This window comes from Actinomadura madurae (genome assembly GCF_900115095.1).
GTDB classification, from domain to species: domain Bacteria; phylum Actinomycetota; class Actinomycetes; order Streptosporangiales; family Streptosporangiaceae; genus Spirillospora; species Spirillospora madurae.
Genome location: NZ_FOVH01000005.1, coordinates 79,189 through 102,208, shown reverse-complemented (window position 1 = coordinate 102,208; position 23,020 = coordinate 79,189). Strand labels below are relative to the sequence as shown.

Below are 23,020 nucleotides of genomic sequence, written 5' to 3'. Positions count from 1 at the left end.
GGCGGGACGCCGTCACGGCACCGGGCGGCTCCACAGGACGGGCTGACCGCCGCGGGAGTCGGCGCTGCGGCCCACCCCGAGCAGCGAGTCCCCGAAGACCGACAGCCCGGTGATCTGCTGGTCGCCGACGCCTCCGAGGCCGGTGCCGCCGGGCGCGGCCGCCTGCCAGGAGGCGCCGTCGGCGGACGTCCAGGACACGACGTCGGTCGCGCCGGCGCGCCCGGTGGTGCCGGTGGCGGCGAAGCCCTTCGGGGTCGCGGTCAGCGCGGTGATGGTCGCCTGGGTCTCGCCGCTCGGAGACTCCAGCGGACGCCACGTCCTGCCCGCGTCCGTGGAGACGTAGCCGAGCCAGTCGAGGCCTCTCTGCGTGGCCGCGATGCCCGCCGCCACGAGCGTGTCGCCCTTGGCCGCGACATGGGTCAGATGCCCCTCGGTCACGCCGGACGCCGGCAGCTCCAGAACCTGCAGCGTCCACTGCTTGCCGTCGGGCGACACCCACACCGAGGGGTGGTTGCCCTTGCCGTCCCGGCTTCCGCCGACGGCGACGTACCCGGACGGACCGGCCGCGACGTCCAGCATCCAGCGCGTCGCGTTCTTGCTGCCCGTCATCGCCTTCGCGTCGGCGCCGGCGCCCTTGGACCAGCTCTTCAGGTCCGTGGAGGACCACGCTGCGGCCGAGTAGCCCTCCGTGCCGACGACGACGTATCCGGCGGAGCCGGCCGCGGCGGCGTAGGTCACGGGCGCGCCGCCCCGGCCCGCGCCGAACGCGGGCGCGGTGTCGGCGGCCTGCCACGTCGCGCCGTCCTTCGAGGTGACCACGAGGGGGCGGCGCGCCGGGGCCTGGTCGTAGCCGACCGCCAGCCAGCCCGCGCCGCCGGCGACGACGTCGTTCAGCTGCTGCGGCCCCGGCCGGGTGAACGCGGCGCCGAGGCCCTGCGCGGGCTTCCAGGAGGCGCCGTCGGCCGACGACCAGGCGGCGGCGTCGCCGCTCGCGCTGCCCACCGCGACGGCGAGGCTCCCGGTGGCGCCGACCGCCCGGACCGCGTGGTCCGGCCGGATGGCGCCGGGGATCTTCGTCAGGTCGACGGGGACGGCGGTGCCGGACGCGTCCCAGACGCCGAGCATCGGGTCGGTGTCGCCGCCGCCGGGCTCGCGGCCGACGAGGACCGTCTGGCCGCCCGCCGCCGCCGCGCCGAGCACCTCGCGTCCGGCCTTCGACTCGGCGGTCCCGGCGTCCTTCCAGGCGGTGCCGTTCGCGGAGCGCGACAGCAGCACGTCGCCGCCGCGGACGACGACGGCCGTGAAGCCCTGGCCGTCGGAGGCGATGCCGCTGGTCCGCCCGTAGCCGGACGGCGCCAGCTTCCCGGCCTTGGTCCACGACCGGCCGTCCTTGGACGCGTAGGCCTGGCCGAAGAGCTTGCCGGACGCCTTCATCTCGCGCATCGCCAGGAACCCGGCCTCGCCGCCGCCGATCATCAGGCCGCGGCTTCCCTTGGGCACCGGCACCTCGGACGTCGCCCACGTCCGGCCGCCGTCCTCGGAGCGCCAGACCTTCCGGTACGGGCCGGGCTTGCGGGAATCGGGCGTGATGAGCCCCTCCAGCAGGATCACGTCGCCCGCGGCGGCGGCCTCGACCAGCGCCAGGTCGCCCTTCTGCACCTGCAGGCCGATCTGATCGTCGACCCGTTCCTCCCAGCGGCGCCCGTCCGCCGACAGCCACGCGGCGGGCCGCGCGTCGCTGAAGTCGCCCTTCGGGGAGTTCTGCCCGATGGCCAGGAAGCCGCCGCCGGTGCCGACGATCCGGGTGACCCGGTCGTTCGCGCCGAAGACGTCGCCGACGGCGTCGGGCTGCCGGCGCCACTCCTTGCCGTCCTCGCTGGTCCACACCGCGCCGGCGCCTCCCGCGCGGTGGCCGATGGCGACCCATCCGCGGGACGAGGCGCCGACCGCCGCGGGCACGCCGCCGGGCGGTGCGACGCCGCCGTCGGTGTCCTGCTGGGCGACGGACTCGAAGGTGCGCCCGCCGTCGGTGGAGACGAGGAACAGGCCGCGGGAGTCCTGCGGGTCGGTCTCGCCGCCGACCGCGACCACCGTCGAACCGAGCGCCGCGACGCCGGTGACCTGCTGGTCGCGGCCGTCGGTGCGGGCCGCGCCGTCCACCGGGAACAGCGACCCGGCCAGCTTGGCGCCCGCCTCGCCGTCGCCGTCGTCACCCCCGAGCAGGCCGGGCACCACGAGGACGCCCGCGGCGGCCAGCGCCACCACGGCCAGCCCGGCCGCGCCGATGAGCAGCGGCTTCTTGACGCTTCTGCGGCGGCCCCCGCTCGGCCCTCCGGTCCGCCACGGCTCCTCGATCACCGGCGGCGGCGCGACCGGGTGGGCGGCCTCCTGCCCGGGGTGCGGCGTGCCCGGCATCTGCTGCGCCCACGGGAACTGCTCGGCGGGCGGAGGGGCGCTCTGCGCGCCCGGGATCTGCTGCGCGTACGGGAAGGGCTCCGCCGGCGGGCGCGGCGGAGTGCCGGGGATCTCCTGCGCGTACGGGAACGGCTCGTGGGCCGGCGGGCTCTGCGAGGGCGGGACGTTCGGCGGCGGCTGCGGCGGTGCGGGGGGTGCCGGAGGCGGCGGGGCCAGGTGCTCGGCGCGGGTCACGTCGGGCATGTCCTGCCCGTACGGGAACGGCGGCGGTGCGATCGGCTCGACCCTCGTCACGTCGGGCATCTCCTGCCCGTACGGGAAGGGCGGCGGCGCCGGGATGTCGGTGGACGTCGCCGGAGCCTCGGCCGCCGGAGCCGGAACGGCGGGCGAGGCCGCGTTCTCCGCGTCGGTTTCCGAGCCGGTCTCCGAGGCGGTCTCGGTTTCGGCGGCGGCCTTGCGGCCCTTCGGCAGGATCACCGTCTGCAGGGTCTCGTTGAGCTTGAAATCCACGACGGTGCGGTCGGCCGGCAGGGCGTCCGCGCCGTCCTCGGAGTCGTCGGAGGGGTCCTCGGGGGGAGCCTCCGGGGAGCGCGCCTGGACGTCCTCGGGGGCGTCGTCCGCGGGCTCCTCCGGGAGGTCGTCCTCTTCGGGGTCGTCCTCCGGGTCGTCCACGAGGTCGTCCTCGACGTCGTCCTCCGGGTCGTCCTCGGGGAGCAGCGGTTCGGACGGGGCCCCCTGGTCGTCCAGCCAGCGCGGCGGGGGCGGGGTCTGAGCCGGCTGCCCGGGCTCGGGACGCTCACCCACGTGCTCGTCGTCCGGCTTTCCGGTTGCAGTCACACCCGCTCTCCCAGCATCCGTTCACTCTGCTCGACTCACCCTGGAAACCCGCGGCGGCACCTCGCGCTGCGATCCGGGGGTCGTCAGCGATGATAGCGGCGCATAAGGGACCGAACTTCCTCAGCGGCTGCGGCCCGCGGCGGTGCAGCCGCCGCCGGAGCAGTGCGTCAGCGCGTAGAGGAGGTCCGACAGGTGCCGCCGCCGCTGCTCGGTCAGCGTGCCGGCGATGTTGTTCAGCTCGTAGGGGTCGCGGGCTCTGTCGTAGTACTCGCGCTCGCCGTCCTCGTACTCCACGTACAGCATGTCGTCGTTGCGGATCGCGTTGTAGGTGGTCGGAGCGCCGGGCGCGGAGTCCTGCCGGTCGGGGTCCAGCGGGGACGGCGGCGGCTTCACGTGCTCGACCAGCGCCGACTCGCGCCAGTCCGGGGGAGCGGCGCCGCGCAGGAACGGGGCGAGCGACCGGCCGTCGGTCGCCGCGGGCGGGCGCACGCCGGCGAGGTCCTGGAAGGTGGGGGCCAGGTCGGTGTTCTGCGCGATCTCCCGGGCGCTCCGACCAGCGGGGACGGCCGGTCCGGTGACGACGAACGGCACCCGGACGTCGGTGTCGAACGCGGTCATCTTCCCGCCCGCCAGCCGGTGCTCGCCCATGTGGAAGCCGTTGTCGGACCCGAAGACGACGTAGGTGTCGCGGTCGAGGCCGAGGTCCTTCAAAGTCGTCCGGATCCGGCCGATCATCTCGTCCACCGACTGCACCATGCGGACGCGGTCCCGGTATCCCGCGTCGATGCGGGCGAGGCCCGGTCTCCGCAGCGCCGGATGCGACCGCAGCCAGGACGGCTTGTCGCGGATGTCGGCCTCGTTGAACGCGGGCGACCGGGGCGCCTTCAACCCGCCGAACTTCGCGGTGTGCCGGGGCGCGGGGACGAACGGCCCGTGCGGCGCGAACGTCGCGATCTGCATGAAGAACGGCTGCTCGGACCCGCCCGACCGCTTGAGGAACTCGACGCCCTTGTTCGCGAGCACGTCGGTCAGATAGTCCTCCGGCTTCGCGCCGTAGTGGACGAGGCGGCCGTTCTCGTTCAGGTTGTAGTTGTACTCGGGGTAGCCGTTGCCGCTGACGTACCATTCGCTCCAGCCCGGCGGCACGTAGGGTTTCGTGCCGCCCTGGGTGTCGTTGGGCTGGTAGCCGTTCATGTACTTGCCGAGCAGGGCCGTCCTGTACCCGGCCTTCTGCAGGGACGGGGCGAAGGACGCCTGCTCGCCGCCCTTGTCCTTGAACACCTCGTAGCCGCCCTGGGGCGGGAAGTTCGTGCGGACCCCGGTGTTGTGGGGATACCGGCCGGTGAAGATCGTCGCGCGGGACGTGCAGCACAGCGAGTCCGCCATGATGAAGTTGCTGAACGTGAGCCCGTCCCGCTGCATCTGGAGCACCTGCGGCATGTGCGCGATGAGGTTCCAGGAGAGGTCGTCGGTGAGGACGAAGACGATGTTCGGCTTCTTCGGGGCCTTGCCGCCCTTGGAGCCGCCGGACCGTTCCTCACCCTGGAAGAGGCAACCGCTCAGGACGAGGGCGGTGGCCAGGCAGACCGCGGCCGCCAGCCGCCGATGTCGGATCAACGTCCGTGTCCCTTCCGTGATGCGATCGCCGGGCAAGCGTAACGATCCGGGCGGTGGCCGGTGTACCCGGCGGGGTTGGCCGTCGCGTGCGGGTTGTTGGCATGATGCGGGGTGCCATGAGAAGGACCGTCCGGGACCCGCAGGTGATCGCGCCGCTGATACCGCTGGTCGCGGGCGCCGCGATCAGCGCCCTGGTCGCGCTGGTCGTCGGGCTCGCCGTCTCCTGCGGGCCGTCGCGCGGCGGCCCGGACGCGGGGCCCTCCGGCCGGAACGGCACGGCCTCCGGGCCGCCGCCGAGCCCGGCGGGTTCGGCGGCGGCGATCGACCCGCCCGGCTACTCGCCCGCCGAGCCGGTGATCGACGGCTCGTTCGCGGACCCGACCGTGATCAAGGTGGCGGGCACGTACTTCGCGTACGGCACCAACAACGCCGACGCGACGATGCCCGTCGCGACGGCCCCGTCGCCGACCGGGCCCTGGAGGGTGTCGCCGGGTGACGGTCTCGCCCGCCTCCCCGCCTGGGCCGCCGCGGGGTGGACGTGGGCGCCCGAGGTCGTCCCGCCGCGCGGCGGGTCCCGGTCGTACCTGCTGTACTTCTCCGCGCGCCGCAAGGACGGCGACGAGCAGTGCGTCGGCGTCGCGACCGCCTCGTCGCCCGCCGGTCCGTTCGTCCCGCAGGAGGGCGGGCCGCTGGTGTGCCCGCTGGACCTCGGCGGGGCGATCGACCCGGCGTCCTACATCGAGGAGGACGGCACCCGCTACCTGCTGTACAAGACCGACGAGCGGAAGACGGCCGCGATCTACCTGGTCAGGCTCACCCCGGACGGGCTCGGCCTGGCCGGGCCGCCGAAGCAGATCATGGGCCGCGCCGCCGACGAACCCGTCCTCGTCGAGGCGCCGGACCTCGTCCGAAGGGGCGGGCAGTACGTGCTGCTGTACTCGGCGGGCTGGTACTTCCAGTCGAACTACCAGACCCGCTACGCGGTGGCCTCGTCCATCGAGGGGCCCTACCAGAAGGGCGGCGCGGTCCAGTCCACCGGCCTGTACGGCGGGAAGGTCGAAGGCCCGGGGAGCGCGGACGTCCTCGGCGACGAGACCGGCGACTACCTGGTCTTCCACGGCATCCTCGACCACCACGGCGGCTCGAAGGTGACCCGCGGCATGTACGTCGCCCGGCTCGGCTGGGACGGCGCCCGGCCGGTCGTCCGGGGCGTGCCCGTCCGGTACGAGGCGGAGCGGGCACGGCTGAACGGCTGCGTGTCGGCGCTGGGCCGGCCCAACGCGTCCGGTGGCGGCGCCATCGGTCCGTTCACCCGCGACGACTGCCGGGTGGACGTGCCCGTGTTCGCTCCCGTCGCCGGCCGGTACTCGGTCCGGACGCAGTACGCCAACCGGTCGGGGAGCGCCTCGGACCTGGAGGTGTCGGTGAACGGCTACGCCGCGACGTCCGTGCGGCTGGACGCCACGAAGGGCGCCGGCTGGACGTCCGTCACGGCGACGGTCGACCTCGCCGCCGGCTGGAGCACCCTCGGCCTCCGCCGCCTGAACGGCCAGGGGCAGATCGACTACCTGGAGCTGCGGTAGGGGGCCGTCCGCTCGAACAGGACGAGCCACCCGCCCCGGTACGCCCAGTTTCCGGCCGGGCGCCAAGGGCCGGCCGCCTGCACGGCCTGCTCCCGCCGATCGATGATCGGGTCGTGCGGGTCGAGGGACCGGTGGTTCATCACCCACACCCGGTTCACCCGGGCGAGCATGCGGGGCAGGTCGCGCGGGTAGGTGTCACGGCCCTTGAGGTTCGCCGCCGTCACCGGGTCCGTCCGCATGCCGACGTCGCGGAGCCGTCCGAACACGCCGGGGTAGGTGGCGGCGCTCCAGCGCACGCTTCCCGCGAGGTAGACGACGGCGTCCCCCGGGCGGGCGTGGGAGCGGACGATGTCCGCGGCCTCGCGCATGTTCTCCGGGCGGCTGTCCTGCCGCCGCAGGGACTCGTGGTCCTGGACGGCCGGGGCGGTGAGCGCCGCGGCCGCCGCCACCGCCACGGCGGCCTGGACGGCGGGACGGCGCGCCGCCGTCAGCAGCCCCGCGATCCCTCCGCCGGCCAGCAGCGCCATCGCGGGCAGGCAGAAGACCGTGTACCTGAAGTAGAACATCGGGTCGCCGAGGGCGGAGACGGCGAGCAGGAGAACGGTCGGCAGGACGGCCCACGGCAGCGCGACGGCCGTGAGGGAGGCGGTCCCCGAGGGGCGGGCGTCATCGGAGCGGCGGGCGCGCCGCACGGCGTCCACCACGACGCAGGCCAGGACGAGCGCGACGACCGGCGCGACGAGGTCATGGCCCCCGGTGAGGAACTGCACCTGCGTCCAGGCGACCTTCCATGACGGGTCGGGAAGCCATGTCACCTGGCGTTTCTGGTCCTGCGCCGCGATCGCCAGGGCCGCGAGCGGCAGCGCGGCCACCACCGCGGAGACGAGCCAGCGCACCCATGTCCCGGCCCTGGGACGGGTGAGCAGCAATGTCACCCCGTGCGCCGCCAGCAGCAGTGCGCCGTGCAGATGCAGCAGACCCAGGACCGCGACGGCGGGCGCGTAGCCCGCGAACCATCGCCACGGCCGCCGCTCGTCCCGGTCCAGGGCGCGGACGAGCAGGTACGTCGCGAGCACCGCGACCGCGGCCGTCAGGGCGTAGGACCGCGCCTCCTGCGCCCACCTGCTGGTCTGCGGGCCGGCGGCCCACACCAGCCCGGCGGCGAGCCCGGCCGCGGGTCCGGCGCAGCGCCGGCCGACGACCGCGACGCCCGCCGCGGCCGCCGCCATGGCGAGCGCGCTCGGCAGCCGCATCGCGGTCTCGCCGGTCCCGAACACCGCCACCCACGGCTTCATGACCAGGTAGTAGAGGGCGTGGACGAGGTCGAGATGCGGGAAGACGCGCAGCATGTCGCCGTAGGACCGGGTCGTCATGCTGATCGTGGCGGCCTCGTCCAGCCACAGCGACGGGGTGCCGATGCCGGCGAGCGCGACGGCGAGCGTCACCGCCGCCGGGACCAGCGGCATCCCCGGCCCGGCGAGCCGGCGCGCCCGCCGGCCGGCGCCGGTCCGCGGCCGGCTAGCCGTCCCGACCATGGGCGCGGCCATCGACGCGGCCGTCGTCGGGCGGCGGTCCGACCCCGGCCTCGCGCAGTACCGCGGCGGTCGGCCTCGGCCGGGTGAACAGGCCCTCCCGGACCCCGCGGACCGCGGCGCGCCGCAGCACCGCCCGGTCGCCGGAGGCCGCGAAGGTGCGGGCCCACCGCCGCAGCGTCGACCCGGCGTACAGGGCGCGCTCCGGCGGCGCGAGCCCGCGGCTGCCGGTGAACAGCCAGATCTTGTTGCGCACCTCGTAGAAGAAGCGGTCGCCCGGGTCGGCGTCCGTCCCGCCGAACGCCCTGGTCTTGTGCACCGCGACGCTGCCGGGGCACAGCAGGCCGCGGCGCCCGCGCAGGAGCCGCGTCGTGAACTCGAAGTCGTCGTTCCACAGGAAGTAGTCGGCGACCGGCAGCCCGCGCTCCCGCACCACCGCGGCGTCGACGAGCACGGACACGAACGACGCGGACCGGATCGGCACGCAGCCCGCCGCGCGGGCGATCCGCGTCTCGGCGGCCGTCGCGCGGGGCTTGGGGCGGGGCGTGTTCATCGGGTGGTCGCGGCCGTCGGTCCACACGACCCGGCTGGCCACGAGCGCGGGCGGCCCGTCCTCGCCGGTCGCGGCCCTCTCCCGGGCGGCGAGCAGCATCTCGAGGGCGTCGGGTTCCGGCACCGTGTCGTCGTCCAGCAGCCAGAGGAGCGCGGCGCCGCCGTCCAGGGCGCGCGCGATGCCCGCGCCGAACCCGCCCGCCCCGCCGATGTTGCGGGCCAGGACGAGGAGGTCCACGTCCGGGAACCGGTCGGCGACCAGTTCGGCGGTGCCGTCGGCGGACGCGTTGTCGACCACGACGATCCGGTCCGGGGCGCGGGTCTGGGCGCCGAGCGCGGTCAGCGCCTCCTCCAGCAGGTCCCGCCGGTCGTGGGTGACGACGACCGCGGCGACGGGCGGCCCGCCCCGGGCTCCCGGCCCGGCGGTCACGGGGCGCGCCTGCCGGCGGCGCGCCGGGCGGCGCGCTGCAGGGCCGGTGACGGGGACGCGGCGGCCTCGGTGAGCCGCTCCAAATTCTCCCGGACGCCGGCCATCTCGCTCTGCAGATGGGCGAGCCCGACGCGCTCGCGCGCCAGGGTCAGCTCCTCCAGCAGGTGGGCCACCACCCCGACGGACGCGACCGCGATCAGCTCGTCCGGGACGTCGCCGGGAAGCATGCCGGCCTCCGGGGCCCGCGAGGTCGTCAGCTCCTCCAGGTCCCCGGCGACGTCGTAGCCGGACGCGCGGAGCGAGTCGGCGAGCTCGCGGGTCCGGCGCGCGGCCCACTCGGCGTGCCGCGCGGGCAGGCCCATCCGGTCCGAGCCGTCCCCGGCGAGGCCGTGCCCGACGAGATGCTCGTGGACCATCCGCTCGTAGTCGCCGCCGAGCGCCGGGCCGATCTTCTCGTTCAGCCGGCGGAGCAGCTCCGCCTCGGTCGCCGGCAGCGGCTCGTCCGCGGCGATGCCGCCGAGGTCGCACACCCCGTCGCCGATGCCGGTCAGCGCGCGGAACCGGTCCCACAGCGGCCCCGGGCCCCCGCCGGGCGCGGGCAGCGTGAGGACGTGGACGCGCTCCTTCGGGACGGCCGGCTCCCACGCCCGCAGGACCCGCACCGCGTCGTGCAGCCCCCAGAACATCTCCCCGTACGGCTCGGGCGCGTCGAAGCCGCGGGCGACGAGGTCGTCGACGAAGCGCTCGAAGGTGATGGTGTGCGCGTGCCGGATCTGCTCCTGCCAGTCGAGGATCAGCTGCCAGCCGAGGTCGCGGGTCGCGAAGACGATGTGCACCTCGGCCGGTTCCAGCGCCTCGACGGCCCGCCGGGCCTGCTGCTCTGTCGCCCCGCCGAGCAGGGCCTGGGAGAAGACGACCGTCGGGCCGTCCCAGTCGCGGGCGCGCCGGGCCATCCGGTCCCACGCGCCGTCCCAGCTCGGGTCTCGGTGGCCGCCCCAGCTCATCTCGCGCAGGTCCATGACCGCCGCGAAGTGCTCCTGCGGCCCCGCGACCGGATAGCAGACGCCCGCGTCGCCGAGGCGCCGCCGGTTCGCCCACAGCACCCGGTGCAGGAAGGCCGCGCCCGCGGTCGGCGCCCCGACGTGCAGGTAGACGGACTTCCCGGCTGGCTGGTCCCCCATGTGCGCGCTCACTCCGCTCTCGTCCGGGCGCCGGCCCGTCCCGCCCTGCTCTGGATCCTGCGGTAGGCGCCGCGCAGGCGTCCGGCCGCCGGATAGCGTTCCGCCGCGGTCCGCACCGCCCGCTCGACCAGCGGCGCGGCGTCGTCGGCCAGCCGCCCCGTCCGCTCCAGCAGCTCGGCGGACTCGGCCCGCAGCATGTCGATCCGGTCGCGGACGGCGATCCCGGCGCCGGGCACCGCGTCGGCGCGTTCCCGCCTCTCCTGGACGCGCCGCAGCAGCGCGGCGATGGCATCGACGCCCACATCGGCCATCTCCCCCCAGCGCGGCTCGTCGGGAGGCGGGGCGACCGCGCGGCCGAGGGCCGGGCCGGACGCCGGGCCCGGCATCAGCTCGTACAGGTCGCCGACCACGTCGTACCCGGCCGCGCGCAGCTCCTCGACCGTCTCCACGGCCCGCTCCGTCGCCCACGGGACGTGCTCGCCCGGCAGCTCGATCCTGGCCGGATGCGGCCGCCCGGCGAGGACCTGCTGCGCGAGGAACAGCTTCACGTCCTCGTTGTAGGCGTGCCAGCCGACGCGCTCGGCGACCCGGCCGCCGAGCGCCTCGTTGAGGCGCAGCAAGAACTGCGTCTCGGCCAGGCCGAGGGACGGGTTGGCGAACGTCCGGGACAGGTCGTAGTCGTCCGGGACGAGGCCGGTGGCCGCGCAGAAGCGCCGCCACAGCAGGTCGCGGGGCGCGCCGGGCGGCGGCAGCGTGACGACGTGGACGTGTTCCGGCGGCAGGTGCGCGCCCCAGCGCCGCAGGACCGCGACCGGGTCCTGGAGCCCCCAGAACAGCCGGGCGCTCTCGTACGCCCGCCAGTCCTGCCGCCGCAGGGCCGTCACGAACTCGGTGAACGAGGTCGTGAACCGGTTCTTGACGTCCTCCTGCCAGTGCGCGGGGATCTGCCGGCCGAGGTCGCGCACGGTGAAGACCACGTGAACGTCGGCGAAATCGAGGTCGTCCAAGGCCTGCCGGACCCATTTCGGCCGGGCGGGCGCGAACAGCTCCTGCGAGACGATGACCGTCCCGCCCCAGGCCGCGGCCTCGTCCACGAGCTCCCGCCACGCGCCCCGGGTCGCCGGATCGGACGCCTCGCGGAAGAACGTCCGGCGCAGGTCGAACGCGGCGCGCACGTGGGCGGCCGGGTCGCCGCCGGGGTAGAGGACGCCGCGCTCGCGCAGCCGCTCCCTGTTGTGCCACAGCACGTTCTGGAGGAACGTCGTGCCGCTCTTGGCGGCCCCGACGTGCAGGAAGATCGCAGGGCGGGCACTCCGTGCCGCGCTGCCAGGAGGGGGTGAGGCCACCGCGATCCTTGGGAGTCTTGCGCCGGTACCGATCGAACCCCGGGTATCTTAGCCGCAATCCCGACATGCGGACCGGTCGGCGGCACCCCGTGCGGCCAGGTCCTTCGCTCCCCGCACGAGACGGATGGGCACCGTCCAGTGAACGTTGATCTCGTGGTGGCCGGCTCCGGATTCTTCGGTCTCACGGTCGCCGAACGATGCGCGGCCGACCTCGGCCTGCGCGTCCTCGTGCTCGACCGGCGCGGCCACATCGGCGGGAACGCCTACAGCGAGGCCGAGCCGGAGACGGGCATCGAGGTGCACCGCTACGGCGCGCACCTCTTCCACACGTCCAACCGCAGGGTGTGGGACTACGCGAACCGGTTCACCTCCTTCACCGGCTACCGGCACCGCGTGTACTCCACGTACAAGGGCCGGGTCTACTCGATGCCGATCAACCTCGGCACGATCTGCGAGTACTTCGGCCGGGTGTTCACCCCGGACGAGGCGCGGGCGCTGATCGCCGCGCAGGCCGCCGAGGTGCGCGACCCGGCCAACCTGGAGGAGCAGGCGATCTCGCTGATCGGGCGGCCGCTGTACGAGGCGTTCATCCGCGGCTACACGGCCAAGCAGTGGCAGACCGACCCGCGCGACCTGCCCGCGGAGATCATCACCCGGCTGCCGGTGCGGTACACCTTCGACAACCGGTACTTCGCCGACACCTACGAGGGCCTCCCCGTCGACGGCTACACGGCCTGGCTGGAGCGGATGGCCGACCACCCCCGCATCGAGGTCCGGCTGAACACCGACTTCTTCGACCTGCGGGACGACGCCGTGGGCAACGTGCCGGTCGTCTATACCGGCCCGCTGGACCGCTACTTCGACCACGCCGAGGGCGAGCTCGGCTGGCGGACGCTGGACTTCGAGATGGAGGTCCTGCCGACCGGCGACTTCCAGGGCACCCCCGTCATGAACTACGCCGACGAGGACGTCCCGTACACGCGGATCCACGAGTTCCGGCACTTCCACCCCGAGCGCGAGCACTACCCCGCCGACAGGACGGTGATCATGAGGGAGTTCTCCCGCGCCGCGGCGCGCGGCGACGAGCCGTACTACCCCGTCAACACCCCCGCCGACCGGGTCCGGCTGCTCGCCTACCGCGAGCTGGCCGGGCGCGAGGGCGGCGTCCTGTTCGGCGGGCGGCTCGGCACCTACAAGTACCTCGACATGCACATGGCCATCGCGAGCGCGCTCAGCATGGTCGACAACAAACTGCGTCCCCATTTCGCCGGGGCTTCGCGTCTAAGTAACAGACCCGGCGGGTCTGGCGGGCCGTCCCCCCGGCCCCGACCGCGTGGAGGTGCGGGCGAGTGACCGAACATGCCGAACCGTCCGGCGAGGTGAGGGCCGAAACCGAGGCCGAAACCGAGGCGGAGCCGTCCGCGCGGTTGCGGGTCCTGCAGCGCGTCGTGATGCCGGTGGACCGCGACCTGGACGTCCTCAAGCTCTACGTCGAGGGGGAGATCGGCCGGGGCGCCGAGGCGTTCGCCGCCGAGGCCGCCGCCGAGACCGGGACCGGCGCCGGGCCGGCCGAAGACGTGGGCCGCCGCAGCGTGGTCGTGCCCGTCGGGCGGCGGGTCTCGTTCGCCACCTACTTCAACGCCTTCCCGGCCTCCTACTGGCGGCGCTGGACGTCGGTCGACGAGGTCGTCCTGCGCGTCCGGACGCGCGGGCAGGCCACGGTGATCGTTTACCGGTCCAGCGCGAAGGGGCACGTCCAGCGCGTCGACTCCGTCCGGGTCGACTCGGGCACCGCCCGCGAGGTGGCGTTCCGGCTGACCCTCGCCCCGTTCATCGACGGCGGCTGGTACTGGATGGACGTCCTCGCCGGCGAGGAGGACGCCGTCCTCGAACGGGCCGACTGGTGCGCCGAGGTGGGCGCGTCCGCCCCCGTCCGGCAGGGGCGGGTCAGCCTCGGCATCACCACGTTCGACCGTCCGGGCTTCTGCGTCGACCAGCTCGTCGCGCTCGGCCGCGCACCCGAGGTGCTGGACGTGGTGGACGCCGTCTACGTCGTCGACCAGGGCACCCGGCGCGTCCGCGACGACGCGGACTTCGAGCGCGCCGCGGCCGCGCTCGGCCCCAAACTGCGCGTCATCGAGCAGGGCAACCTCGGCGGCTCCGGCGGCTTCTCGCGCGCGATGGACGAGACCGTCAAGGCCGGGACCAGCGACTACGTCCTGCTCCTCGACGACGATGTGGTCACCGAGACCGAGGGCGTCCTGCGCGCCGTCGCGTTCGGCGACTTCGCCCGCACGCCGACGATCGTGGGCGGGCACATGTTCAACCTGTTCGCCCGCTCCCAGCTGCACGCCTACGGCGAGACCATCGGACGGTACCGCTGGTGGTGGGAGGAGGCCCCGCACACCAAGCGCGAGCACGACTTCGCCCTGCCCCCCGACCCGAACCCGCGCGCCAAGACGAGCTCGGGCAGCCTGCGCAAGACCAAATGGCTGCACCGCCGCGTCGACGTCGACTACAACGGCTGGTGGATGTGCCTCATCCCCACCGACGTCGTGCGCAAGGTCGGCCTGTCCATGCCGATGTTCATCAAGTGGGACGACGCGGAGTACTGCGTCCGGGCGGGCGAGGCCGGCTTCCCGACCGTGTCCCTGCCCGGGATGGCCGCCTGGCACGTCCCCTGGCAGGACAAGGACGACGGCATCGACTGGCAGGCGTACTTCCACGAGCGCAACCGCCTGGTCACCGCGCTGATGCACTCGCCGTACGAGCGGGGCGGCAACCTCGTCAAGGAGAGCTTCATCATCTCGGTGAAGCACGCGCTCGCCATGCAGTACTCCACCGCGGAGCTGATGCTCTCCGCGGTGGAGGACGTGCTGAGCGGCCCCGAGCACATGCACGCGGGCATCGCCACCAGGCTCCCCGAGATCCTGTCCTTCCGCGCCGCCTTCCCGGACGCGCGGAACCGCACCAGCCACGAGGAGTTCCCGCAGGTCCGCCGGGCCAAGCCGCCGAAGCGGGGGCGCGGGTTCAAGCCCCCGCGCGGCAAGGTGAACGTGCTCGCGAGCGCGATGCTCGGCACCGTCAGGCAGCTCCGCCCGGTCGACGCGGGCTCGCGCGGCAACCCGCAGGTCGTCGTCCCGCACATCGACCGGCACTGGAGCCTGCTGTCGCAGGTCGACAGCGCGCTCGTCTCGTCGGCCGACGGCACCCGGGTGGCGTGGTACCAGCGCGACCCGGAGCGCTTCCGCGCGCTGCTCAAACGGACGTCGGTCCTGCACGCCAGGCTCAGCCGCGAGTGGCCGGAGCTCAGCCGCCGCTACCGCGCGGCCATGGCCGAGATCGCCTCCGCCGAGGCGTGGCGCACCACCTTCGACGCCGCGGACCCCGGCCGCGCCGGAGGCGAGCCGGGATGACGGCCGCGCCGGTCCGCGCGGACGGCGGGCTGCGGGCGCCGGGCGGCGACGGCGGCCTGCGGCAGACCCTGCGCGACAAGTACCTGCTGCGGCTGCTGGTGCGGCGGGAGCTCAGGGCCCGCTACAAGGGCTCGCTGCTCGGCCTCGGCTGGTCCTACGTGCGTCCGGCGGTGCACTTCGGCGTCTACTTCTACGTCATCGGCGTGTTCCTCGGCATGGACGACCGGATCGAGAGCTTCCCGATCTACCTGTTCGCGGGCATGGTGCTGATCAACCTGTTCACCGAGACGCTGCATTCGACGACCCGGTCGGTGACGGGCAACGCCGCGCTCGTCCGCAAGGTGTTCCTGCCGCGCGAGCTGTTCCCGGCGGCGTCCGTCCTCGTGTCCCTCGTGCACTTCCTGCCCGGGTTCGCGATCCTGCTCGGCGGGGCCGTCGCCACCGGATGGCGTCCGGCGCCGCAGGAGCTGGGCGCGGCGCTGCTCGGCTTCACCATCATCGTCGTGCTCGGCTTCGGGCTCGGGCTGCTGTGCGCGGCCGTGAACGTGTTCTTCCGCGACCTGGAGCAGGTCGTGGACATCTCGATGATCGTCATCACCTGGTCGGTGCCGATGATCTATCCGTGGACCCACGTCCGGGAGCACGCGCCGGGCTGGGTGCTGGACGTCTACCTCGCCAACCCGCTCGTCAGCGCGGTGTCGCTGTTCCAGCGGGCCTTCTGGTTCCCCGGGACCGGCGGCGACTTCGCGTTCCCGCCCCACCTGTACCTCAGCGCCGGCGCCGCGCTGGCGGTGAGCGTGCTCGTGTCCATCGCCGGGCATGCGGCGTTCTCCCGCATGCAGGCGCGTTTCGCGCAGGAGCTGTAGCCGTGCCTCCCACCCCGTCGATCGTGATCGACCGCGTCACGAAGAACTTCACGCTGCGGCACGCGCGGTCGATCAAGGAGATGAGCGTCCGCGCGTTCCGCGGGCAGCGGCTGTCGGACCGGTTCCGGGCCCTGGACGAGGTGAGCCTCACCATCAACCAGGGCGAGACCGTCGCGCTGATGGGGCTGAACGGGTCCGGCAAGAGCACCCTGCTCAAGCTCATCTCCGGGGTGATGCGCCCGGACTCCGGGTCGGTGCTCGTCCGCGGCCGGATCGCCGGGCTGATCGACGTGGGCGCCGGCCTGCACCCCGAGCTGACCGGCCGGGAGAACGTCTACCTCAACGGCGCGATCCTCGGCATGACGCAGGCCGAGATCGCCCGCAAGTTCGACGCGATCGTCGAGTTCTCCGGGGTCGGGCGGTTCCTGGACGACCAGGTGAAGTTCTACTCGTCCGGCATGTTCATGCGGCTGGCGTTCTCGATCGCCGCGCACACCGAGCCGGACGTGTTCCTGATCGACGAGGTGCTGGCCGTCGGCGACCCGCCGTTCCGGGAGAAGTGCCTGGCCCGCATCCGCGAGCTGCGCGGCGAGGGCCGCACCATGGTCATCGTCGCGCACGACATCCGGATGCTCGTCGGCCTCTGCGACCGCGGCATCACCATGCGGCAGGGCCGGGTGATCTTCGACGGGCCGACGCGGGAGGCCGGCCGGCTGGTGCGCGAGGACCGCGCCGCCCGCCGCGCCGGCGGCATCCGGCTGGGCGCCGCACCGGGTGATCTCGGTGGATAAGGTGTCCCGGACCACGGCCGGGGGGCCGCCCCTCCGCCGGCGGCCGGTGCAGGACCAGGGGAAGGTGCGGCGTTGACCAAGCAGGTATCCGGCGGCCCGTTGCTCGACAACGTCCACCGCGTCATCGCCGACAAGGCGTGCGCCGTCCTGTCCCTGGACATCTTCGACACCGTGCTGTGGCGCCGCGTGCCGCGCCCGGCCGACGTGTTCGGGCTGCTCGCGTCCCGGATGCGGGACGCCGGGCTCTGCCCGCCGTGGGTGACCGACGCGACCCTCCGCCGGATGCGCATCGCCGCCGAGGACGCCGCCCGCCGCGGCCGCGACGCCCTCGGCACGGAGGTCTCGCTGTTCGACATCTGGCGGGCCATGCCGGACGGCGTCTTCGGTGCCGCGCCCCTGGAGCAGCTCGTCGAGGCCGAGCTGCTCCTGGAGCGCGAGCTGACCGTCGTCGACCTGGACGTCGCCGAGGTCGTGATGGCCGCGCGCAAGCAGGACATCCAGGTCGTCCTGGTCTCCGACACCTACTTCACCGACGACCAGCTCGCCCGGCTCCTCGACCGGCCGGAGCTCGGCCCGATGGAGGGCGTGCGGATCTTCCGGTCGAACCAGCACGGCACCGCCAAGGCGTCCGGCCTCTGGGAGATCGTGCTGCGCGACCTCGGCCGCAGCCCGGAGCAGATCGTGCACATCGGCGACCACGAGGTCGCCGACCACGAGGTCCCGAGCGGCCTCGGCATCCGCACCGTGCACTACCGCAGGCTCGACGACGACTACCTCGACGTCCTGGAACGGGAGAAGGAGCCCGTCCGGCCGTTCGGCGACCACGCCCCCGACCTCGACGACCGGCACGGCGACTTCGGCCTCACCAGCCTGCGCGCCAAGGCCGTCCACTCGGGCGTGCCCTTCACCACCTCGGCGCTGGACGTCGCGTGGCGGTACGGGGCGGGCGTCCTCGGCCCGGTGCTGACCGGCTTCGCGGAGTGGGCGGCGTGGAAGGCGCACGAGTCCGGGACGCGCCGGCTCTGGTGCTCGATGCGCGAGGGCGAGCTGCTGTCCCGGCTGATCAACGAGGCCGCCGCCGCCCGCGGCTGGGACGTCCGCGCGGCGCCCGTGTGGCTGTCCCGCTTCGTCACCTCGCTCGCCGGGCTCGACCCGCACGACACGGCCGCGGTGCACGCCTTCGTCCGCACCGGGTACCGGCTGACCGTCCGGCAGGCCCTGTCCGTCCTGGAGCTCCAGCCCGGCGACGTGCCCGGCCTCGCGACGGAGCTGGACACCGTCATCGACAACGGCGACATCGCCGACCGGGTCGCGAGCGCCCTGACCGAGACGCCGCACCTGTGCAACCGGCTCGCGGTGACCGTCACCGCCGCCCGCGAACGCATGATCCGGTCGCTGCGGGACGCGGGCGCCCTCGACGGCGGCGAGCTGACCCTCGTCGACCTCGGCTGGGGCGGGACGATCCAGCGGCAGCTCGCCCGCGCCCTGGAGATCGCCCGCATCGACGTCCGGCCGGCCGGGCTGTACCTCGCCACCGACACCAGGTCCGAGCGCGTCTCCATGGCCGGGCTGCGCGCCGAGGGCTACCTGGCACAAGCAGGTCATCCGGCGCACGTCGCGGCGACCATCACCCGCAGCCCCGAGATCGTGGAGCAGTGCGTCAACGCGCTCTGCGGCTCCCTCATCGGCTACACCGAGGAGGGCGCGCCGGTCCTCGGCCAGACCGCCGACTCCCCGACCCAGAACGCCGAGCGCCGGACCGTCCAGGACGGCATCCTCGCGTTCCAGCACATGTGGAACAGGTACGTCACCGCCTCCGGCGGGGCATGGCCGGACCTCGCCCGCCCGCCTGCGGCCCGGGACCGGCTCGCCCGGATCCTGGTCGCCGCGCTGGAGTCGCCCACCCCCGAGGAGGCGGCGGTCTTCGGCAACTGGACCCACGAGGACAACTTCGGCTCCTCCCTCGTCACGACCCTGCTGCCGGCCGACCTCAAGCCCGCGATCCCCTACCTGTCGCCGGGCGACCTCGGCGACCTGGACATGCGCGACTCGTTCTGGCCCGCGCTGATCGCCGCGTCCGACACCGGGCTCGGCGCCATGGCGCGGGCCATCGCGGACGGCGCCATCGCCCCGGAGGCGTTCGACCCGGCGGGGGAGAGGTTCGAGACGCGGCTGCGCTACCGGACGGCCGACGACCGCTGGCACGAGCCCATCCGCAGGCGCGTCCGGATCAACCACAACGGGCTGTCGTTCTCCCGGCTGTCGTTCGAGCACCACGACACGATCGACATCTCGCTCGCCATCCCCGGCCGCCCCGCGATCGTGCGGGTCGACTGGATCGAGGCCAGGGTCATCGCCGGAGGGCGCCGCCGCGAGCAGGTGCTGCGCTGGGACAGGCCGGAGGACTTCGTCGGCCTCCACTACGCCGACTGCCGCTACCTCGGCGGCAACCTGATGGAGTTCGACACCTCCTACGCCGCGGTGTGGCTCCCGCTCGCCCGCCGCGCCGGCGTCCCGGCGGTGTCGTCGGGCCAGATCACCATCGCGTTCGCGATGCTCCCGCAGTCGATGACCGGCATGGCGCCGCGGATGCCCGTCGACCGGAGGGCCGAGCGGTCCGCGCGGGCCGCGCGGCTCACCGAACGGGTCCGCGAGGAGTACCGGACCGCGGGCGTCAAGGGCATCGCCGCCGGCGCCGGACGAGTGGCCAGGAGGAAGCTCGGTGACACGACGTGACTTCGGGGCGGCCGTCACCGGTACCCCCGCCGACCCGCACGCGCAGGCCCGCGCCGCCCGCGAGCAGCCGCTGCTCCTGCACTCCATGTCGGTGTTCCGGGAGCTCTTCCAGACGATCTTCGGCTGCCGCGAGATCGCCACGGTGGTCGAGGTCGGCGTGGAGTCGGGCCAGGTCAGCTCGGTGTACGCCGACCTCGGCGCCACCGTCCACTGCGTCGAGCCCGCCCCCGGCGACGACCTGCGCGCCTTCCTCGCCGAGGACCCGCGCCTGAACCTCGTGGAAGGCCTGTCCCCGGCGGTCCTGCCGGACCTGCCGGCGGCCGACCTCTACGTCCTGGACGGCGACCACAACCACGCCGTCGTCCGCGCCGAACTCGCCTGGATCATGGCGAACGCGCCGGACGCCGTCGTCGTCCTGCACGACGTCCTCTGGCCCTGCGGGCGCCGCGACTTCTACTACCAGCCGTCCCCGCTGGAGGAAACGCACCCGTCCACCACCGACGGCCCGACGGCATGGCACGACGACCTCACTCCCGCGGGCTTCGTCGGCGACGGCGCCTACACGGTGGCCGCGCACGCGGGCGGCCCGCGCAACGGCGTCCTCACGGCCGTCGAGGACGCCCTGGACGACGCCCCCGGCTGGCGCTTCGCGATCGTCCCGGCCGTCTTCGGCTTCGGCGTCCTGATCAGGACGGGCGCCCCCGGCGCGGACGCCGTCTTCGACGCGCTGCGCCCCTACACGTCCTCCCACCTGCTCGCGGCGATGGAGAACAACCGCATCGCCCTCTACACCCGCATCCTGCAGCTCCAGTACGAGGCGGAGGCCCGCACCGCCGACACGAACCGCCTCACCGAGACCGTCGCCGCCCAGCAGCAGGAGATCACCCGCCTCCGCTCCGCCCTCGACCGCGCCAAAGCCGAAACCACCACCAAACACCACGAACTCCAACGCCTGCGTGACGAGCCCGCGAAACCGGCGGCACGGCCCGAGCCGGAATTAGGCGAGGCGGTGTCGGAGTTGGGGCGGGCACTGTCCGCACGCATCCGCAAGAATCCCGGACGACCGCGATGAGACCGGCGGTCCCGGCCCGCAGGCTGCGCCTGATCACACTGCTGGCCTTCCTCGGCTTCTTCGCGGCCGGGGCCGGGTGGGCGATCGCCATGCCATGGGACGGCGGGCCCGACGAGCAGTCCCACATCACCCGCGCGGCCGGTGTGGTGGACGGGCAGCTCACCCCCTCGCCCATCTACCTGCCCGTTCCGGATCTGCCGCGTCCCCTCGCCGGATCGAACCAGACCATCCCGGGCGGCGTGGCCAGGCCGTCCCCGCCCTGCTTCGCGTTCAAGGCGGAGCAGCCGGCGAACTGCGTCCACGAGGACTCGCGGCCACCGCACGAACCGGTGAAACAGTTCACCGCGGGTGCCGGACGCTACCAGCCCACGTACTACGCCCTCGTCGGCTGGCCGCTCAGGTGGTGGCCGGGCGAGGGCGGGCTGCTGGCCGCCCGGCTGCTGAGCGCGGCGCTCTCGGCGGCCTTCCTCGCCGCCGCGGTGTACAGCGTCCTCGCCTGGTCACGGCGCCCCTTCCTGCTCGTCGGGCTGCTCGTCGCCGCGACGCCCATGGCGCTGCACCTCGCCGGCGTGATCAACGCGAACGGCCTGCAGATCAGCGCGGCGATCGCGATGTGGACGGCGCTGATCCCCCTCGTGCTCGGCGAGGCCCCACTCGACCGGCGGCTGTTGATCCTCGCCGGAGTCTCGGCCGTGACGCTCGCCTGGACCCGGCCGGACGGCCCGATGACCGTCGCATTGGCGTTCACGATCCTCACCGCCACCGCGGGCCGGGCCCGCCTGGCGGTTCTGGCACGTTCACGGGGCGCGTGGATTCTGGGGTCGGCCGCGATCGTCGCGTGCGTCCTCTCAGGCATCTGGACGCTCGCCATGAAGGCCACCGAGCTCGTTCCCGTCCCCGGCGGGGCCGGTCTCGGCCCCCGCGACGCGCTCCAGCTGGTAGTCGTCGATCGGACGTCCTTCTACCTCAAGTCGATGATCGGGCATTTCGGCTGGGTGGACGTCGAGATGCCCGACGCCTACTACGCGATCTGGTTCGCCGCGACCGGGTTCCTCGTCGTGGCAGCCCTGGCCGCCGGGCGGCGCGGCGACCGGTGGCGGCTGGCGCTCGTGATCGCCGGAGCCTTCGCGCTGCCGCTGTGGATGGACGTCATGGGCGCCGAGGAGAACGGGATGATGGCGCAGGGCCGCTACATCCTGCCCACCGCGGCCGGCGCCGCGATCCTCGCCGCGTACGTCGTCGACGACCGCGGGCCCTTCCCCGTGCGGTTCGCGCGTTCGGTGGCCCGCTGGCTGACCGCGTCCCTGCTGCTCGCGCATCTCATCGGCCTGGCGTACACGATGATCCGCTACCAGCACGGTCTCCACGGCCGCGTCCCGGCCGTTAACCCGCTTTCCGGCGAGTGGTCGCCGCCCCTGGGCTCGGCCACCGCGCTGAGCGTCGCGGCGGCGGGACTCGTATCACTGGGCGCGATGGTCTGGCTGGCCACCACCGGGAAGAGCACGGCGACCGAGGACGCCCCGACACCGAGAGAAGGATCAGGCAATGCCGGACTACGTCTCGACAGTGGCGATGCACCAGGACACGTGGGGAACGTTCCTCGAACCTGACCCGGGACTGGCGGACGTCGAGCATCCGCACGAGGCGCTCGACATCTCGATCCAGGGCGGCCATCACGCCGATCTGAAGCACTTCGCCGGCAGGAGCACGGTCTTCGACCGCACGGCGGCTCGCATCGACAGCGTGGGCCTCGCCTATGAGGACCAATGCAGCGCCTACCACTACTTCGACCTGTTCGGCTGCGTCGAACGCTGCCACGGAGAACTGACCAGGCTCGTCGATGTCGGCGTGTTCATGGGAGGTTCCTCGGCCATCCTCGCCGGCTGCGTCGAGCCGATGGGACTCGAACTCGACCTCGTCGACGCCAACACCGCCTACCTGCAATTCACCCATGAGCGGTTGCGGCGCATCTTCCCGCGCGCAATGACACGCGTCCGCATGTTCCATGGCGACCTGCCGACCTATGTGGCGAACGTGCTCAGTGCCGAGCACGGGACGCGCGCCCTGGTCCACCATGACGGCGCACACGGCTTCGACCAGGTCGTCAAGGATCTGAGTTCGCTGTTCTTCGTCCGCGACCGTGTCCACGGCCTGGCGATACAGGCCACCCATCTGCGGGGCGACATCCGGTATCTCAACTTCGTGGACGCCGCCGTCTACGCGATGTTCGGCGTCGGCGTGAAGTACGAGCCGCTCGGGGCGAACTTCCCCGCCGGCGCGCCGGTGACCGAACCGAACGCATGGAACGGCAACTACTTCCTCGCCGGGCAGCCCGAGGGGATGTACGTGCCGTTCGACGGGGTGGAGTGGAAGTACCCGCACTCTTCGATGGAGTTGGAGGCGTTCATGCCCGTGAAGGCGGCGCCCGCCGGTTGAGTGTGGCCGGGTGTGGCCAGGGGTGCGGGAGGGGTGTCCGTTCTTCGGCGCAGGTGGGCGTGGTGACCGAAATGGGGTCCGATGCGAGGTTGGTTCGGGGCTCTTCTCAGGAACGTGGCGCGAACGCGCTGGAAGGTCTTTACCCTGGGCTGTGTAGGAAACCGACCGTAAGCTAAGCGAAACCGGCAACCCCCAGGCGTTTCACACCTT

The 23,020-nt window shown here is 73.5% G+C and carries 15 protein-coding genes; 9 read left to right on the top strand and 6 right to left on the bottom strand.

All coding sequences use genetic code 11. From position 1 onward, the window contains the following. Positions 1-12 precede the first annotated feature (12 nt). Positions 13-3,252 carry a beta propeller repeat protein gene (locus BM339_RS16560; protein ID WP_143118458.1) on the bottom strand — a complete coding sequence of 1,080 codons (3,240 nt, stop codon included), beginning with the start codon at positions 3,250-3,252 and terminating at the stop codon, positions 13-15. Positions 3,253-3,372: 120 nt separating this feature from the next. Further along, entirely contained in the window at positions 3,373-4,869 is a 1,497-nt protein-coding gene (locus BM339_RS16555) for a sulfatase family protein (RefSeq protein ID WP_075021419.1), read from the bottom strand. 116 nt (positions 4,870-4,985) lie between these two features. Here BM339_RS16555 and BM339_RS16550 point away from each other — a divergent pair, with 116 nt between their 5' ends. Continuing rightward, entirely contained in the window at positions 4,986-6,452 is a 1,467-nt protein-coding gene (locus BM339_RS16550) for a family 43 glycosylhydrolase (protein WP_075021418.1), read from the top strand. Here the strand turns inward: BM339_RS16550 and BM339_RS16545 are convergent. The 4 genes from BM339_RS16545 to BM339_RS51405 are packed head-to-tail and all read right to left on the bottom strand — an operon-like array spanning position 6,434 to position 11,493. Next, a complete protein-coding gene (locus tag BM339_RS16545) occupies positions 6,434-7,987 on the bottom strand; it encodes a glycosyltransferase family 39 protein (protein WP_177287707.1) in 1,554 nt (517 codons plus the stop codon). The two genes, BM339_RS16550 and BM339_RS16545, sit on opposite strands and share 19 nt — an antisense overlap. Further along, the gene (locus tag BM339_RS51415) at positions 7,971-8,966 is read right to left on the bottom strand and encodes a glycosyltransferase (protein WP_075021416.1); all 996 of its coding nucleotides are present in this window, start codon (positions 8,964-8,966) and stop codon (positions 7,971-7,973) included. Before BM339_RS51415 ends, BM339_RS16545 begins: the two co-directional genes overlap by 17 nt. After that, entirely contained in the window at positions 8,963-10,147 is a 1,185-nt protein-coding gene (locus BM339_RS51410) for a hypothetical protein (protein WP_024935596.1), read from the bottom strand. Before BM339_RS51410 ends, BM339_RS51415 begins: the two co-directional genes overlap by 4 nt. 8 nt (positions 10,148-10,155) lie before the next feature. After that, positions 10,156-11,493, bottom strand: coding sequence for a hypothetical protein (locus tag BM339_RS51405; protein WP_021595205.1), 1,338 nt, complete (start codon positions 11,491-11,493; stop codon positions 10,156-10,158). 138 nt (positions 11,494-11,631) lie between these two features. Between BM339_RS51405 and glf the strand changes: the two genes are divergently transcribed. The 8 genes from glf (at position 11,632) to BM339_RS16490 (ending at position 22,810) form a co-directional block, all read left to right on the top strand. Further along, a complete protein-coding gene (glf, locus tag BM339_RS16525; RefSeq protein WP_083597672.1) occupies positions 11,632-12,846 on the top strand; it encodes a UDP-galactopyranose mutase in 1,215 nt (404 codons plus the stop codon). Then, the gene (locus tag BM339_RS16520; RefSeq protein WP_256255376.1) at positions 12,843-14,909 is read left to right on the top strand and encodes a glycosyltransferase; all 2,067 of its coding nucleotides are present in this window, start codon (positions 12,843-12,845) and stop codon (positions 14,907-14,909) included. Before glf ends, BM339_RS16520 begins: the two co-directional genes overlap by 4 nt. Continuing rightward, a complete protein-coding gene (locus BM339_RS16515) occupies positions 14,906-15,775 on the top strand; it encodes an ABC transporter permease (RefSeq protein WP_075021415.1) in 870 nt (289 codons plus the stop codon). The genes BM339_RS16520 and BM339_RS16515 overlap by 4 nt, the downstream gene beginning before the upstream one ends. Positions 15,776-15,777: 2 nt before the next feature. Then, positions 15,778-16,566, top strand: coding sequence for an ABC transporter ATP-binding protein (locus tag BM339_RS16510; RefSeq protein ID WP_021595201.1), 789 nt, complete (start codon positions 15,778-15,780; stop codon positions 16,564-16,566). Positions 16,567-16,638: 72 nt separating this feature from the next. Further along, positions 16,639-19,302, top strand: a complete 2,664-nt coding sequence (locus tag BM339_RS16505) for an HAD family hydrolase (protein ID WP_075021414.1) — start codon at positions 16,639-16,641, stop codon at positions 19,300-19,302. Then, positions 19,289-20,374: a class I SAM-dependent methyltransferase gene (locus BM339_RS16500; protein WP_075021413.1), complete on the top strand. Its 1,086-nt coding sequence runs from the start codon at positions 19,289-19,291 to the stop codon at positions 20,372-20,374. Before BM339_RS16505 ends, BM339_RS16500 begins: the two co-directional genes overlap by 14 nt. Continuing rightward, on the top strand, positions 20,371-21,984 hold the full coding sequence (locus BM339_RS16495) for a DUF2142 domain-containing protein (RefSeq protein WP_075021412.1): 1,614 nt from the start codon (positions 20,371-20,373) through the stop codon (positions 21,982-21,984). The genes BM339_RS16500 and BM339_RS16495 overlap by 4 nt, the downstream gene beginning before the upstream one ends. Then, complete coding sequence (locus BM339_RS16490) at positions 21,920-22,810, top strand: class I SAM-dependent methyltransferase (protein ID WP_143118456.1); 891 nt, start codon at positions 21,920-21,922, stop codon at positions 22,808-22,810. The genes BM339_RS16495 and BM339_RS16490 overlap by 65 nt, the downstream gene beginning before the upstream one ends. Positions 22,811-23,020: the final 210 nt, after the last annotated feature.